The following is a 15,403-nucleotide window of genomic DNA, read 5'->3' on the forward strand; positions in this document are numbered from 1 at the left end:
GTGTGTCGGTGTCGCACGCCACGGTGGTGATTCCCGTGGGGCGGGGACCACCACCGCGGGAGGGCGGAGCTCGGGCGGGTCAGTGCTCGAAGATCCGCTTCGGCACCGCGCCGGCCTCGTGGAGCTGTTTGCTCAGTGCGCCGCCGTGTTCGAGCAGTGTGGAGAACTCGGAGTTGTCGAGTCCGCGCCACGGGTCCAGCGAAGCCGTGTCGGTGGCGTCCTCGATCTCGTCGAGCAGTCGCTCACCGGCTGTTGTCACCGTTCCGGAGGATTCCAGCAGGCCCCGGTCGGCCAGTTCCAGTTGCGTGTCGGTCCACTGTTCCTCGGACCAGGCCCGGGTCTGTTTCAGTGTCGCGGCGTTCATCCCGCGGCCGGCCGCGCTCTGCAGCACGAGGGCCTGCAGCGGGCCGAGCCCCGCCTGTTGCAGTACTGCGATGTGCGCGTCGCCCCTGAATCCCGTAACAGCGTCAGTGCGTGCCACAGGCGCAGGTGCGGTTCGTCCGGGTACTCGATCTCCGCGTGTCCGGCGAACAGTGGTTTGCCCGCGGGTGAGCATTTTTCGGCGGCCTTGGCCGCCAGCCGTCCGGCTTCCTCGACCGCGTGCGAACGGAGCGTTTCCGGTCCCAGCATTCGTTCCAGGGCCCCGGAGACCGCGCGGAACCGTGCGGCGATGATGTCGTCCGGACTGGCGAGCGACCAGGCCGCGGGAATGTGCTGCCGCACCAGTTCGGGGTTGAAGTTGTAGAAGGTGGCGGCCACCACATTCGCCCCGACGGTGCCCAGTGGGGCCGCACGGCTCGCGAAGTAGGCCCTGCTCCAGGAGTCGATCCCGAGCTCGGACATTTCCCGCTCCAGCTCGGGAGCGAAGTAGATCATGACGTGCGGCAGGTCGAGCGCCTTTTTGGCCCGGCGTGCGTGTTGGGTTTCCATGGTCCGCACTCTAGTGATCCCCGGATCGCGCCGGATCCGGGATCAACTGAGGCGGGTGGTGCGTACCGCCAGGGCTCCGGTGACCGCTCCCCAGCACAGCAGCACCAGTAGTGCTCTCGCGGTGGGTGCCGTTCCGTCGGCGAGGCAGGCGCCGAGGGCCTCGGTCAGGGCGCCGGAGGGGAGGTACTCGGCGAGTGAGCTCATGAGGCCGGGTAGGTGCCGGGCGGGGATCGCCAGTCCGCCCGCCAACAGCAGCGCGAACCAGATCGTGTTGGCGACGGCGAGTACCGTTTCGGCCCGCAGCGCGCCGCCCACGAGCACTCCGCCCGCACCGAAGACGAGTGTTCCCAGGATCAGCACGGGCACCGCCGTGGCCACGCCGGTCCAGGAGGGGTGCCAACCGAGTGCGAGGGCGGTGCCGCCGAGGACCACGGTTTGCAGTGCCACGACCAGCAGGGCGGCGAGCACGCGGCCCGCGATCAGCACCCAGCGGGGTAGGGCGGTGGTGCTGAGGCGTTTGATCACGCCGTAGCGGCGGTCGAATCCCAGTGCGATGGCCTGGCCGGTGAATCCGGTGGACATCACCGCCAGCGCGAGTATCCGCGGGGTGACCGAGTCGACGCGTGGTTGTTCCACCAGCCCGATGTCGAGGGTGCTCATGCCGATCAGCAGTACGAGCGGGATCAGCAGGGTCAGCAGCGCTTGTTCCGGGTGACGCAGTGTCAGCAGCGATTCCGCCCGTGTCTGGGTGACCAGCATCCGCAGCGGATTCGCTCGTCCGGGGGAGGGGCGGAACGTTCCCGGTGCGAAGGTGGGGGGGCGGGTGGTGCGTTCCGGTTCGTTCGCGGGTTCCCCGTACGCGCTGTCGGAGCTTTCCTGGCGTGTCAAGCGCGCGTCTCCTGTCCGGTGAGTTCGAGGAACACGTCCTCCAGGCTGCGTCTGCCGATCCGCAGTTCGTCGGCCATCGCTCCGTGTTGGGCACACCAGGCGGTCACGGTGGAGACGGTCTGTGGGTCGATGTGTCCCCGAACCAGGTACTGCCCCGGCCGCACCTCCTGGGCGGAGCATCCCTCCGGTAGCGCGGTCAGCAGTGGTTCGAGGTCCAGCTTGGGGCGGGATCGGAAGTGCAGTTCGCGGTGCTGTTCGTCGCCGGAGGTGAGTTCCTCGGGGGTGCCTCGTGCCAGCACGTGGCCGTGATCGACGATCATCACCCGGTCGGCGAGGGTCTCGGCCTCGTTCATCAGGTGAGTGGTAAGCAGCACACCGACCCCGTCGGCGCGGAGTGCCGACATCAGTTCCCAGACCAGGTTGCGTGCGTGGGCGTCCATTCCGGCGGTCGGTTCGTCGAGGAAGACCAGTTCCGGCCTGCCGACCAGTGCGCATGCCAGTGACAGCCGTTGTTGCTGGCCGCCGGACAACCGCTTGTAGGGGGTGGTGCGCACTCCGTGGAGGCCGAGAATGTCCAGTAGCCAGGCCGGGTCGAGCGGCTCGGCGCAGCAGGCAGCCACCAGGCGCAGCATCTCCTCGGTGCGTACACCGGGGTAGGCACCGCCGCCCTGGGGCATCACCCCGATGCGGGGGCGGAGGCGGGCCCCCTGGTCGACCGGATCGAGTCCGAGCACTCGGACCTGCCCGGCGTCGGGACGCAGAAAGCCCTCGCAGATTTCCACGGTGGTGGTCTTGCCCGCGCCGTTCGGGCCGAGCAGGGCCAGCATCTCACCGCGTGCCAGGTGCAGGTCGATCTCGGACACGGCGGTGTTGCCGCCGAATCGTTTGGTCAGCCCCCGTGCCCGCACAGCGGCGGAGTCGGCGTCTGGGTTCACGCTCCGCCAGCCTAATACCGTTCTTCCGGCACGGTTTTCGTAGGTGCTCGTTCGGCGGAATCTCCGCACGGCTCTCGCCGCGGGGAGGCCCGACATCGGGTGGTTACTGCACCACGTCGGGTTTTCCTCGCGAGAGCCGCACCGGAGAACCCGCGGCGGTGCCGACCGCGAGTGTGGTGGGAGCGCGGCCCGCGGGAGTGGTCGGAGTTCGGCCCTGCGGCGAGGGCGCGGCGATTTCGTGGGAAATTGACGTCGCACTGGGGTTCCCCCCCGATGCGTTCGGGATCTAATGGGAGTCCGGTGTGGCCGGTCGACGGAGTGTGGGCAGCAGCCGCGGCACTCTGCCGCGGGTGAGCAGCAGGATCACGGCGAACGCGATCAGGGCGGCGATCACGGCGAACGGGATCATGTAGTAGCGCAGTACGTACCCGGCGCCCGTCGGGGGTACCAGCAGCGCCACCGAGGCGCTGATGGCGATGGTGACCACTCGGAATCGCGAGTCGTTTGTGGAGACCGCAAGCGGGGCGAGCGCCCACAGCAGGTACCAGGGGTGCAGCACGGGGCCGAGCAGTGCCACCGCCCCGAGGGTTATTCCCAGCCCGGTCAGGGGCTCGATTCGGCCGCGGAAGGAGCTCCACAGCAGTCGCAGGCACACCAGTGCGCTGATGCCGTAGCCGACCACCTTGGTGATGCTCAGCATCGCGTCGGTGTGATTGCCGAGTCGTAGCAGCATGCTCACGCCACCACCGCCGAACATGCCGATCGCCGTCATGGGGGCCAGCCATGTCTTGATGCGGTTCGGCACGTCGAACGTTTCCAACCAGCCCAGGCCCCAGCCGCTGGTCAGTGTGATGACCGTCATGGTCGCGAGGAACACGGCGACCATCGCGGCGGCCACGAGCAGCAGGTCGGTGAGTCGGCCGCCGCGTCGGCGCGCCAGATACATCCCCAGGAAGCCGAGGGCGATGAAGGCAGGGGGTTTCACGGCTCCGGCCACGACTATCACCACCGACCCGAAGACGAGTCCCAATGGCCGTGGCAGTCGCAGCCCCAGCTCGATGCCCGCCAGCATCAGGCCCATCAGCAGGGCCTCGTTGTGCATGCCGCTGACCACGTGGAACAGCACGATCGGGTTGGCCGCGCACAGCCACAGCGCGCACACGGGTGGCACGCCGCAACGCCTGGCCAGGTGGGGAATGGCCCAGACGGCAAGCGCCAGCGACAGCAGCATCACCACGCGCCACAGCAGCACGCCGAACACGATGTTCTCTCCGACGATCGCCGCGATGCCCCTGCCGAACATCAGGAACAGTGGCCCGTAGGGGGCGGGAGTGTCTCGCCAGATGTTGGGGACGTTGGCGGTTAGCGGGTTGTCCACGCCCAGCGCTTCGGAGGGACCGAACTCGTAGGGGTCGGCGCCGCTGGCCGCCACCGCGCTCTGTGCGAGGTAGGCGTACATGTCGCGGCTGAACAGGGGTGGAGCTATCGCCAGCGGGAAACCCCACATGACTATGGTGCGGCCGAGCTGGGTGTGTGAGACGAGGCGGCTCCGTCCCGGGAGTGCGAGTCTGCCCAGCCACAGCCAGCCGATCACGACCATCAGCATGCCCAGCCAGGCGCAGGCCATCGCCACGGTGGGCATGCGGGCGGGCAGGCTCAGCACGCGGATGCCGGAGATCGGGTTGGCCACCGGTGCCGCTCCCGCGCCTAGTGCGGCGAACGCGAGCAGCAGGGCACCGGTGGTGCCGAACCGGCGTACGAGTGCCAGCTGGCGGCGTTCGTTCCGATCGAGTGGTCCCGGGATGTCGTTCGTCGTCGGGGCGATCGTGGTGGTTCCGACGTCCTCTCGTGTTCGGTCCCGCCCGCCGGAGTCGCCCGTGTCGGTTGTTTCGCCTGCCGCCATGTTGACCGAGCCTAGCCACTCGACCGACGGGTACGTGGCAAGGGCGAGTGATGCGTCCGTGCGATCGGAATGTGAGACAACTCATGTGCCGGGGCCTGCCACTGTCTTGCCTTTCCAAATTAGGTAACATCAGTGTTGTGAAAAACGTCGGAACCTCCCCAGCGGGCGCGGCGGTCGAGTGGGCCGCCGACGAGCCGGGCTCTGCGCGGCAGGGTGCGGCTCCGAGCGCCGGTGACGGGCGGACCCGGCAGCTGGTCGCCCGGACAGTGCTCGAACAGGGCCCCGTCACGGCGGCCGGGATCGCCGAGCGACTCGGCCTGAGTCCGGCGGCGGTGCGCAGGCATCTCGATGCTCTCGTCGCCGACGGCGAGGCGTGGATCAGGGAGTCCTCGTCTCGTGGACGCAGGGGGAGGGGACGTCCGGCCAAGCTGTTCCTGCTGACCGAGAGCGGGCGGGCACGGTTCGGCCATGCCTACGACGATCTCGCTGTCTCGGCCTTGCGTTTTCTGGCCGAACAGTCCGGCGAGCAGGCGATTCGCTCGTTCGCCGAACGGCGGATGGCTGCTCTGGTCGAGCACCACCGTGACGCGTTGGCCGCGAGTGGGAGCGTCGCCGAACGTGCCCAGGTGTTGGCCGACGCGCTCACGCGGGAGGGCTATGCCGCTTCCGCGCGAACCGTCGGGTCGGGGGAGCAGCTTTGCCAGCACCACTGCCCGGTGGCGCATGTCGCTGCGGATTTTCCGCAGTTGTGTGAGGCCGAGACGGAGGCGTTCGCCGAAGTTCTCGGCACCCACGTGCAGCGGCTGGCCACGATCGCCAACGGCGACGCGGCCTGCACCACGCACGTTCCGCACGCACGATCGGAGGACCGTACGGCGAGCCGTTCGGAAACCGATCACAACGCTGTCGCTTCGGGGTCCGCGTCGCGGAGTCCGGACCGACAGGACACTGCCCCGAGTCCTCATGGAGGGGAGCCCGTATGACTGCCGCTGCGGAGCAGCGCACACCCACCACGGTGCCCAGTTCCGAACCAATGTCGCAGGAAGAGACCCTGGCCACGCTCGGCAACTACGAGTACGGCTGGTCCGACCCGGACGTCGCGGGCGCGAACGCGCAACGCGGCCTCAACGAGGACGTCGTCCGGGAGATCTCGGAGCGGAAGGGCGAGCCCGACTGGATGCTGCAGGCGCGGCTGAAGGCGCTCGGCCTGTTCGAGCGCAAGCCCACGCCTGCCTGGGGCGCCGATCTCTCGGAGATCGACTTCGACAACATCAAGTACTTCGTGCGTTCCACCGAGGAGCAGGCCCAGACCTGGGACGATCTGCCCGAGGACATCAAGAACACCTACGACAAGCTGGGGATCCCCGAGGCGGAGAAGCAGCGTCTGGTCGCCGGTGTCGCCGCGCAGTACGAGTCCGAGGTGGTCTACCACAAGATCCGCGAGGACCTCGAGGAGAAGGGTGTCAAGTTCCTCGACACCGACACCGCGCTGCGGGAGCACCCCGAGATCTTCGAGGAGTACTTCGGCTCGGTCATCCCGGCCGGTGACAACAAGTTCTCCGCGCTCAACACGGCGGTGTGGTCCGGTGGCTCGTTCATCTACGTGCCCAAGGGCGTGCACGTCGACATTCCGCTGCAGGCCTACTTCCGGATCAACACCGAGAACATGGGCCAGTTCGAGCGCACCCTGATCGTGGTCGACGAGGGTGCCTATGTGCACTACGTCGAGGGCTGCACCGCGCCGATCTACTCCACCGACTCGCTGCACTCGGCCGTGGTGGAGATCGTGGTCAAGCGCAACGCCCGCTGCCGCTACACGACCATCCAGAACTGGTCCAACAACGTCTACAACCTGGTCACCAAGCGTGCCAAGGCCGAAGAGGGCGCCACCATGGAGTGGGTCGACGGCAACCTGGGCTCCAAGGTGACCATGAAGTACCCGTCGGTGTTCCTGATGGGTGAGCACGCCAAGGGCGAGGTGCTCTCGGTGGCCTTCGCCGGTGAGAACCAGCACCAGGACGCGGGCGCGAAGATGGAGCACATGGCGCCGCACACCTCCTCCTCGATCGTCTCCAAGTCGATCGCGCGCGGCGGTGGGCGCACCTCCTACCGCGGGCTGGTGAAGGTGGCCAAGCGCGCCAACCACTCCTCGTCCAACGTCAAGTGCGACGCCCTGCTGGTGGACAACATCAGTCAGTCGGACACATACCCGTACGTGGACGTCCGGGTCGACGACGTGACGATGGGCCACGAGGCCACCGTGTCCAAGGTCAGTGACGACCAGCTGTTCTACCTGATGCAGCGGGGTCTGACCGAGGACGAGGCGATGGCCATGGTGGTGCGCGGGTTCGTCGAGCCGATCGCCCGCGAACTCCCCATGGAGTACGCCCTGGAACTGAACCGTCTGATCGAGCTGCAAATGGAAGGGGCCGTCGGCTGATGACGGAGTCGACTCTCGAAACGTCCGGCCAGAACGGCCTCGACGAGCGTGATCCGCAGAACTCCGCGGTGCCGCCGCGGAGTTCCCGCGGGCACCGTTTCACCTCCTACGACGTGCGTGCCTTCGAGGTGCCGGGTGGTCGTGAGGAGGACTGGCGTTTCACACCGATGAAGCGGCTGCACGGGCTGCACGACGGCTCGGCCGAGGCCACCGGCTCGCTCGACGTGGAGGTCAGCGGGGACTCCGCCGTGAAGGTGGAGACCGTGGACCGCTCCGACGAGCGGCTGGGCACGGCCGGAGCTCCCGCCGACCGGATCGCCGCCCAGGCGTGGAGCTCGTTCGGCGAGGCCACCGTGGTCACGATCCCGAAGGACACGCAGGCCGCCGACCCGATCACCGTCACCGTGCACGGTCCGGGGCAGGACCGGACCGCCTACGGGCATCTGCAGGTGCGGGCCGAACCGCTGTCCGAGGCCGTGGTCGTGCTGGACTACCGCGGTTCCGGCGTCATCGGCGACAACATCGAGATGATCGCCGAGGACTCGGCCCGGCTGTCGGTGGTAACCATCCACGACTTCGCCGACGACGCCACCCAGGTCTCCTCCGAGCACGCCTACCTCGGCAAGGACGCGGTGTTCCGTCACTTCGCCGCCTCGCTGGGTGGTGACCTCGTGCGGGTCAACACCAAGGTGACCTTCGGTGACCGCGGCGGGGACGCCGACGTGCTGGGGGTGTACTTCGCCGACAGCGGCCAGCACCTGGAGCACCGGCTGTTGATGGACCACGCGCAGCCGAACTGCCGCAGCAACGTCACCTACAAGGGGGCGCTGCAGGGCAATTCGGCCCGCTCGGTCTGGATCGGCGACGTGCTCATCCAGGCGGCCGCCGAAGGCACCGAGACGTTCGAGCTGAACCGCAACCTGGTGCTCACCGAGGGAGCGCGTGCCGACTCGGTGCCCAACCTGGAGATCGAGACCGGTGAGATCGCCGGGGCGGGCCACGCCAGCGCGATCGGGCGTTTCGACGACGACCAGCTGTTCTACCTGCAGGCCAGGGGGATCCCGTACGACCAGGCACGCAGGCTGGTGGTACGCGGGTTCTTCGGCGAGTTGCTGCAGAAGATCACGGTCGACGAGGTCCGCGAGCGGCTGGAAGCCGCGATCGACAAGGAACTGGCGGCGGTCGGAGCATGAGCCGGCCACGGCCGGAACGCCCGTCGTTTCGGCCGCCCGCCCACCGCCGCTGACGCGGCAGCACGACACAGCTTTTCGCGCAACCACCTGGAGAAGACGAACACGATGGCCACCCTGGAAATCAAGGACCTGCACGCCGAGGTCGAGACGGAGGAGGGCTCGAAGGAGATCCTCACCGGCGTGAACCTCACCGTGCGCTCGGGCGAGATCCACGCCTTCATGGGACCGAACGGTTCCGGCAAGTCCACCCTGGCCTACGCGATCGCCGGGCATCCCAAGTACAACGTCACCTCGGGTTCGGTGCTGCTCGACGGTGAGGAGGTCCTGGAGATGACCGTGGACGAGCGCGCTCGCGCGGGCCTGTTCCTCGCCATGCAGTACCCGGTCGAGGTGCCGGGTGTTTCCATGTCGAACTTCCTGCGCAGTGCCGCCACCGCCACCCGGGGCGAGGCCCCGCAGGTTCGGCACTGGGTCAAGGAGGTCAAGCAGGCGATGAGCGACCTCGAGATCGACGAGTCGTTCTCGGAGCGCAGCGTCAACGAGGGCTTCTCCGGCGGTGAGAAGAAGCGCCACGAGATCCTGCAGCTCGACCTGCTCAAGCCGAAGTTCGCGATCCTCGACGAGACCGACTCCGGTCTGGACGTGGACGCGCTGCGCGTTGTCTCCGACGGCATCAACCGCTACACCGAGAGCGGTGACAAAGGTGTCTTGCTCATCACCCACTACACGCGCATCCTCAAGCACATCAAGCCCGACTACGTGCACGTGTTCGTCAAGGGCCAGGTCGCTGAGTCCGGTGGTCCTGAGCTGGCCGACGAGCTCGAGGAATCCGGCTACGTCCGCTTCACGGAGAAGAAGGAGGCAGCCGCGCAGTCATGACCGTTGAGCCTCCCGGTGTCCGGGGGTCGGACACCACGCAGACAGGTGCGGGCACCGCACCGGCACCGCTGGACGTGGCGGCACTGCGCGCCGACTTCCCGATCCTGCGGCGTACGGTGCGCGAGGAGCGTCCCCTGGTTTACCTGGACTCCGGGGCGACATCGCAACGCCCCACCCAGGTGCTCGACGCGGAGCGCTCCTTCGTGGAGACCTCCAACGCGGCGGTGCATCGTGGTGCTCACCAGCTGGCCGAGGAGGCCACGGACGCCTACGAGGGCGCGCGTGCCAAGATCGCCAGGTTCGTCGGTGTGGCGACGAATGAGATCGTGTTCACCAAGAACGCCACGGAGGGCGTCAACCTCGTCGCCTACGCCATGAGCAACGCGGCCACCGCCGGTCCGGAGGCCGAACGGTTCCGGATCGGCCCCGGTGACGAGGTCTTGGTCAGCGAGATGGAGCACCACGCCAATCTCGTGCCGTGGCAGCAGCTGTGCCAACGGACCGGTGCCACGCTGCGCTGGTTCGGGGTCACCGACGAGGGCAGGCTGGACCTGTCGGAGCTGGAAACCCTGATCAACGAGCGCACCAGGGTGGTGGCGGTGACCCACCAGTCGAACGTGCTCGGCACGGTCAATCCCCTCGAAGCCATCGTGGATCGGGCGCACCGCGTCGGCGCGCTCGTGGTGCTCGACGCGTGCCAGTCCGTCCCGCACGGGCCGGTCGATTTCGCCGCGGCCGGGGTCGACTTCGCGGTGTTCTCCGGGCACAAGATGCTCGGTCCGTCGGGCATCGGGGTGCTCTACGGCAGGCACGAACTGCTTCGGGCCATGCCGCCGTTCCTCACCGGCGGATCCATGATCGAACTCGTGCACATCGACCGTTCGACCTTCGCCGAACCGCCGCAGCGTTTCGAGGCGGGTGTTCCGATGACCTCGCAGGTGGTCGGTCTCGGCGCTGCCGTGGACTACCTGTCCGTGGTGGGAATGCAGCGGGTGTCCGCGCACGAGCACCGGCTGGTCGAGCGGGCGCTGCGCGAGCTGTCCGCCGTGGAGGGGGTACGCATCATCGGTCCCGTGGACACCGAGAACCGTGGTGGTGCCGTGTCCTTCGTGATCGACGGGGTGCATCCGCACGATGCCAGTCAGGTGATGGACGATCAGGGTGTCGAGATACGAGTTGGCCATCACTGTGCCTGGCCGCTGCACCGCAGGATGGGTGTGCCCGCCACGATCAGGGCCAGCTTCTACCTCTACAACGAGTTGGACGAGGTCACCGCTCTGGTGGATGCTGTCCGCGAGGCCCAGCGTTTCTTCGCGGTGACACCGACGGCAGGCTGAGGATGTGGTGATGCAGCTCGAACAGATGTACCAGGAGATCATCCTGGATCACTACCGGAATCCGCACCGGCACGGCCTGCGGGAACCGTTCGACGCCGAGTCGTTCCAGGTCAACCCGACCTGCGGTGACGAGGTGACGTTGCGGGTGCGGTTGGTCGGCAGTGGTACGGAGGCGACGGTGGCCGACGTCTCCTACGCCGGACAGGGCTGCTCGATCAGTCAGGCTGCCACCTCGGTGCTGACCGACCTGGTGGTGGGCCGTCCGTTGCAAGAGGCACTGGACAAGCAGGCGGTCTTCACCGAGTTGATGGAGGGCCGCGGCCAGGTCGAACCCGACGAGGACGTCCTGGAGGACGGAGTCGCCTTCGCGGGGGTCGCCAAGTACCCGATGCGGGTCAAGTGCGCACTGCTGGGTTGGATGGCATTCCGGGACGCCGTATCGCGTGTTGTCGATGAGGTGGGAGCGTCATGACCAGTACCGAGAACCAGACGCAGGACCAGCGGGGCACCGCTGCCCCCGAGGACGGCACCGAAGTGGTGCGCGGGGTCGAGGGTATGCCGGAACCCCCGGCCGCCACGGCCGAGCTGGCGGCTGTCGAGGACGTCGAAGAGGCCATGCGGGACGTGGTCGACCCCGAGTTGGGGATCAACGTGGTCGACCTCGGCCTGGTCTACGGTGTCCAGGTCGAGCAGGACAACTCGGCCTCGATCGACATGACGCTGACCTCGCCCGCGTGCCCGCTCACCGACGTCATCGAGGAGCAGACACGTTCGGTGCTGACCGGCGGTCCCAACGGTGGTCTCGTCAACGATTTCCGGATCAACTGGGTGTGGATCCCGCCGTGGGGTCCGGAAAAGATCACCGAGGAGGGGCGTGAGCAGCTCAGGGCACTGGGCTTCACGCTCTGATCGAAGTTTTCCGGTCGGGTTGTCGAGGCACTCGCCTCGGCCGCGTTCGGGGAGCGAGCGCTCCGGGTGAGTCCGGAGTGACAGCGGTCCACGGAGGCACCTCGGGGACGTCGGTTCACGGGTCGGATCCCGTCGAACCGGCGTCCTTCTTTCGTGGGGCCGTTGGGACTTTCGTGGGGCCGCCGGGACCCGCGGCTGTGGTCGGACGGTGCACGGGGGCTGAGCGGAACCGGGGCGAGGCGGTCCTACTGGGAGGAGGAACCGTTGCTTTCCGCCTCGTGGGCCGTCAGGGGCTTGGCCAGGTTCTCCAGGGTGGCGCGTTCGGCACGTACGCCGAGTGTCAGTTCGGCGATCCCGCCCAAAAACATCACGGCGGCACCGATCAGAAACGCCAGGGTCACATTCCCCACCTGCTCGGTTTCGATGAGCTGCCCGAACAGCAGTGGGCCGGTGATTCCGCCGACCGCCGTGCCGACCGCGTAGAAGAACGCGATCGCCAGCGCGCGGGTCTCCATCGGAAACACCTCGCTGACGGTGAGATAGGCGGCGCTGGCGCCCGAGGAGGCGAGGAAGAAGATCCCCACCAGCAGCGCCAGGAACGTCCACCTGTTCAACATCCCGTACAGCAGCAGCATCGCCAGCGGCACCGTCAACAGCGCCGAACCGATGTAGGCACCCGCGATCATGGGGATTCGGCCCACCGTGTCGAACATTCGGGACAGCACCACCGGGCCGGTGAAGTTGCTCAGCGCGTAGATGACGATGAACACCGGCACGATCGTCGAGGAGACGCCGAAGAAGGTGCTCAGCAGGGTCCCGAGGTTGAAGGTGAGACCGTTGTACAGAAACGCTTGGCCGACGAACAACGCGATTCCCAGCACCGAACGGCGAGGGTAGCGCCGGTAGGCGGTCTCGGCGATCGTGCGGAACGGGATGGATCGACGCTGCCGAACCGTGATCGACTCGCCGGGTTCCTCCAGCCGGGTGCCGCTCCGTTCGGTCACGTCCCGCTCGATGCGGTCCACGATCCGCTCCGCCTGGTCCTGGTAGCCGTGGATGAACAACCAGCGCGGGCTCTCCGGCACGTTTCTGCGTACGAGCAGGATGCCCAGCCCGAGTATCGCCCCCACGCCGAACGCCACCCGCCAGCCGAGGGCGGCGTCGAACACGGCCCGGTTGAGGAAGAAGACCGCCGCTGCCGCACCGCCCGCCGCGCCGAGCCAGTACGAGCCGTTGATGATCAGATCGACCCGGCCGCGTACCCGGGCCGGGATGAGTTCGTCGATGGCGGAGTTGATCGCGGCGTACTCGCCGCCTATCCCCGCCCCGGTGACGAACCGGGCCAGGTAGAAGTACCAGGGGGCGAAGGCGAACGCGGTGGCCACCGTGGCGAGCAGGTATATCAACAGGGTCAGCAGGAACAGCTTCTTGCGGCCGAACCGGTCGGTGAGCTGGCCGAAGAACAGCGCACCCGTGCAGGCCCCGAGGACGTAGATCGCGGCGGCGATACCGATCTGCCCGGAACTGATGGAGATACCGCTGTCGGACTCGATCAGTCGGGAGGCGACGGATCCGACCATGGTGACCTCGAGACCGTCGAGGATCCACACGGTTCCCAGCCCGATAACCACTCGCCAGTGGAATCGGGACCAGGGCAGTCGGTCCAGCCGTGCCGGGATTCGGGTTCGGATCGTCCCCAGTTCGATCGCCATCGCCATGGGGCATACCCGCTGAGCCTGTGGGGTATGCCTCCCACATGTTCGGATGTCGAGTGCTGGGGCATCGCTACCGCTTCCGCGCCGTGGAACGGGAGCTGCGGTGGCAGTGCGAGCGCGGCTGCGGAGCGGGCGGCAGCAAGAGCTACGAGACTGCCGAGCGGGCGGAGCGCTATGCCGCCGCGCTGGATCGGGAGGATCGGGCCGCTCTCGGTGAACGCGCCCCGTTGATCGGGTTGTTGCCGCTGCGGTTGTGGCGCTCGATGGGCCGAAAGGGGCAGGGAAGTCGTTCTCCGAGCTCGCGGAGCTGATCACCGACCGTTCCGGTAACGGGCCCCGGGGCCACCCGGCCGTGGAGGAGGTGGGTCCGGATCGCGGGTGGGAAATCCCGGTTCGCCCTGCTCGGGGATGTCCTCGTGGGAACCGCGTACCACGTCGATCCGGTCCGAACCGATCCGTGACATCACCCAGCTGGAGCCGCTCAGTGACTTCGCGTGTTTTTTCAGTGGCACCAGCAGACGCGAGGCCTCCTGGTAGGAGGTGGTTCCGGTCTGGGTACACACCAGCGTGGAAAGCGAGAGAGTGACGTCGATGCCTCCGGCGCGTCTGGGTGGGTCCAGCACCATCCGCGCCAGGTTCACCAGATCGTCCAGATCGGCGACCAGCAGGAAGTCGTCCCCGCCGACGTGTCCCACCCGCACCGAGCCCAGCGAGGTCGCCGCGTCGGTGAGTGTCCTGCCGACCGAGCGGATCAGCTCGTCCCCCGCGGAGAACCCGGCGGTGTCGTTGACCGTCTTGAACCCGTCGATGTCCAGCCAGCTCAGTGCGAACACCTCGCCCGCGGCGATGCGGCCGTCCACGTCGCGTTGGATCGCGTCGCTGCCCGGTAGTCGGGTGAGCGGGTTCAGCGCCGCCGCCTCCTCGGCCTTGAACTCCGCCATACCGCGAATCAGATGCACCGCACGCACGGTTCCGAGGCATCTGCCCGCCTCGTCCACCACGATCGCGTCGTCGTGCACCCGGGTGTGATCGGCCCCGCTGACCAGGGTCAGTGCTTCCATCGCGGTGGTGGCCGTGTTCACCAGCCTCGGTTCGTCGGCCAGGCGTGCCGCCGGGCGTTGCGCGTGCAGCGCGTGACCGTACGGGCCGGTTACCGCCAGCAGGAACCGGTTGCGGTCGATCGAGTACTCGGGACGGTTGTGCTCGTCCACCAGCACCACCCCGCTGATCTCGGGGTGATCCGCCAGTACGCCACGTACCGAGTCCGCTGTGGCGTCCCGGGAGAGCATCGTCGCCGGTGACAGGAATTCGGTCACCCGGGGGCCCGCCGGGGTGGGTTTCGAGCCGCCGTACGATTCGTCGCTCTCGGCGACGGCCTCGGGGATCTGCAGTGAGGTCGGTGGACGCCGGGCCGCCGATGCCAGCAGGTTGCCCTGGACCACTCGCACACCCGCGGCGCGCAGTGCTGTCAGCTGCTCCTCCCGTTCCGGCCCTTCGGCGATCAAAATGGCGCCGGTGGCGTTGCACAGCCCCTGTAACGATTCCAGCAACGCGGCCTGCCCCGCGTTGTCGGGAAGGCCCTCGATGACCCCGTGGTCGAGTTTGATCGCGTCCGGAGCCAGCTCGGCCAGCAGCGTCAACGGTATGTCGCCGTCGCCGACACCGTCCACCGCTATCCGGTAGCCGTGCGAACGCAGGTTCGCCACCTCCGAACGCAGTTTCCGCCCGTCGAGTCGGGAGAACGGCGGCGCGAGCTCGAGCGTGATTTCCGTGGCGCGCCGCCCCACCTCGGCCAGTTTGTCGTGCAGCGCGCGCAGCCGGTGCGACTCGTGTGCCACGGTTCCGCCGAAGAGGTTCAGGTGCAGCGGCAGCAGCGACTGCTGCTCGTGCGCACGGTCCACGGCAGACACCGCCAGGTCCACGTCCAGTTCACCGACCCGCTTCTGCCGGGCGGCTTCCCGGAAGAAGTCCGTGATGTGTCCGTCGGCGGGGCGGGCGAGCGCCTCCACGGCGACCACCGCTCCCGTACGGATGTTGATCAGCGGCTGGAAGGCGAACCGCACATCGTTGGCCGGTCCTAGCACGTGATCGATGTTGCCGGGATTCATGTCGTTTCAGCGAGCCCGTTCACCAGCTGTTCCATGACATGTAAACGCTCCTGTCCGTTGTTCTTCGACAACATAGCGCGCTCGCTCCTCTCGTGGCAGCAATCGCGAGCTGAGAATGTGGTAACCGGCACAACACGATGACCACGATTGGGCACGTGGCGTAGCG

The 15,403-nt window shown here is 67.6% G+C and carries 15 protein-coding genes; 8 read left to right on the forward strand and 7 right to left on the reverse strand.

The annotated features are described in order from the left end of the window. Positions 1 to 79: 79 nt before the first annotated feature. The 5 genes from ACOQFL_RS01910 to mptB form a co-directional block, all read right to left on the reverse strand. Positions 80 to 436 (reverse strand): helix-turn-helix domain-containing protein, encoded by a 357-nt coding sequence (locus ACOQFL_RS01910; RefSeq protein WP_435542469.1) that lies wholly within the window; start codon positions 434 to 436, stop codon positions 80 to 82. Further along, positions 361 to 930, reverse strand: coding sequence for an SCO6745 family protein (locus ACOQFL_RS01915; protein ID WP_435542329.1), 570 nt, complete (start codon positions 928 to 930; stop codon positions 361 to 363). The genes ACOQFL_RS01910 and ACOQFL_RS01915 overlap by 76 nt, the downstream gene beginning before the upstream one ends. 42 nt (positions 931 to 972) lie before the next feature. Beyond that, positions 973 to 1,818, reverse strand: coding sequence for an ABC transporter permease (locus ACOQFL_RS01920; protein WP_435542330.1), 846 nt, complete (start codon positions 1,816 to 1,818; stop codon positions 973 to 975). Next, complete coding sequence (locus ACOQFL_RS01925; RefSeq protein ID WP_435542331.1) at positions 1,815 to 2,753, reverse strand: ABC transporter ATP-binding protein; 939 nt, start codon at positions 2,751 to 2,753, stop codon at positions 1,815 to 1,817. The genes ACOQFL_RS01920 and ACOQFL_RS01925 overlap by 4 nt, the downstream gene beginning before the upstream one ends. A gap of 286 nt (positions 2,754 to 3,039) precedes the next feature. Beyond that, positions 3,040 to 4,656, reverse strand: coding sequence for a polyprenol phosphomannose-dependent alpha 1,6 mannosyltransferase MptB (mptB, locus tag ACOQFL_RS01930; RefSeq protein WP_435542332.1), 1,617 nt, complete (start codon positions 4,654 to 4,656; stop codon positions 3,040 to 3,042). Positions 4,657 to 4,793: 137 nt separating this feature from the next. Between mptB and ACOQFL_RS01935 the strand changes: the two genes are divergently transcribed. From ACOQFL_RS01935 to ACOQFL_RS01965, 7 genes are all read left to right on the forward strand, one after another. After that, positions 4,794 to 5,639, forward strand: coding sequence for a helix-turn-helix transcriptional regulator (locus ACOQFL_RS01935; RefSeq protein WP_435542333.1), 846 nt, complete (start codon positions 4,794 to 4,796; stop codon positions 5,637 to 5,639). Then, positions 5,636 to 7,096, forward strand: a complete 1,461-nt coding sequence (gene sufB, locus ACOQFL_RS01940) for a Fe-S cluster assembly protein SufB (protein ID WP_435542334.1) — start codon at positions 5,636 to 5,638, stop codon at positions 7,094 to 7,096. Before ACOQFL_RS01935 ends, sufB begins: the two co-directional genes overlap by 4 nt. Continuing rightward, on the forward strand, positions 7,096 to 8,289 hold the full coding sequence (gene sufD, locus ACOQFL_RS01945) for a Fe-S cluster assembly protein SufD (protein ID WP_435542335.1): 1,194 nt from the start codon (positions 7,096 to 7,098) through the stop codon (positions 8,287 to 8,289). Before sufB ends, sufD begins: the two co-directional genes overlap by 1 nt. Positions 8,290 to 8,394: 105 nt before the next feature. Further along, on the forward strand, positions 8,395 to 9,168 hold the full coding sequence (gene sufC, locus ACOQFL_RS01950) for a Fe-S cluster assembly ATPase SufC (protein ID WP_435542336.1): 774 nt from the start codon (positions 8,395 to 8,397) through the stop codon (positions 9,166 to 9,168). After that, a complete protein-coding gene (locus ACOQFL_RS01955) occupies positions 9,165 to 10,505 on the forward strand; it encodes a cysteine desulfurase (RefSeq protein WP_435542337.1) in 1,341 nt (446 codons plus the stop codon). The genes sufC and ACOQFL_RS01955 overlap by 4 nt, the downstream gene beginning before the upstream one ends. A gap of 10 nt (positions 10,506 to 10,515) precedes the next feature. Further along, positions 10,516 to 10,977: a Fe-S cluster assembly sulfur transfer protein SufU gene (gene sufU / locus ACOQFL_RS01960; protein ID WP_092927881.1), complete on the forward strand. Its 462-nt coding sequence runs from the start codon at positions 10,516 to 10,518 to the stop codon at positions 10,975 to 10,977. Next, positions 10,974 to 11,414: a metal-sulfur cluster assembly factor gene (locus ACOQFL_RS01965; RefSeq protein WP_435542338.1), complete on the forward strand. Its 441-nt coding sequence runs from the start codon at positions 10,974 to 10,976 to the stop codon at positions 11,412 to 11,414. The genes sufU and ACOQFL_RS01965 overlap by 4 nt, the downstream gene beginning before the upstream one ends. 245 nt (positions 11,415 to 11,659) lie before the next feature. Here the strand turns inward: ACOQFL_RS01965 and ACOQFL_RS01970 are convergent, their stop codons facing one another. After that, positions 11,660 to 13,132, reverse strand: coding sequence for an MFS transporter (locus tag ACOQFL_RS01970; RefSeq protein WP_435542339.1), 1,473 nt, complete (start codon positions 13,130 to 13,132; stop codon positions 11,660 to 11,662). A gap of 38 nt (positions 13,133 to 13,170) precedes the next feature. Between ACOQFL_RS01970 and ACOQFL_RS01975 the strand changes: the two genes are divergently transcribed. Continuing rightward, positions 13,171 to 13,440: a hypothetical protein gene (locus ACOQFL_RS01975; protein ID WP_435542340.1), complete on the forward strand. Its 270-nt coding sequence runs from the start codon at positions 13,171 to 13,173 to the stop codon at positions 13,438 to 13,440. On the opposite strand, the gene ACOQFL_RS01980 is transcribed toward ACOQFL_RS01975, so the two are convergent. Next, a complete protein-coding gene (locus ACOQFL_RS01980; protein WP_435542341.1) occupies positions 13,441 to 15,237 on the reverse strand; it encodes a GGDEF domain-containing protein in 1,797 nt (598 codons plus the stop codon). Positions 15,238 to 15,403 lie beyond the last annotated feature (166 nt).

It is taken from the genome of Actinopolyspora sabaoui (genome assembly GCF_051225635.1).
Lineage (GTDB): Bacteria > Actinomycetota > Actinomycetes > Mycobacteriales > Pseudonocardiaceae > Actinopolyspora.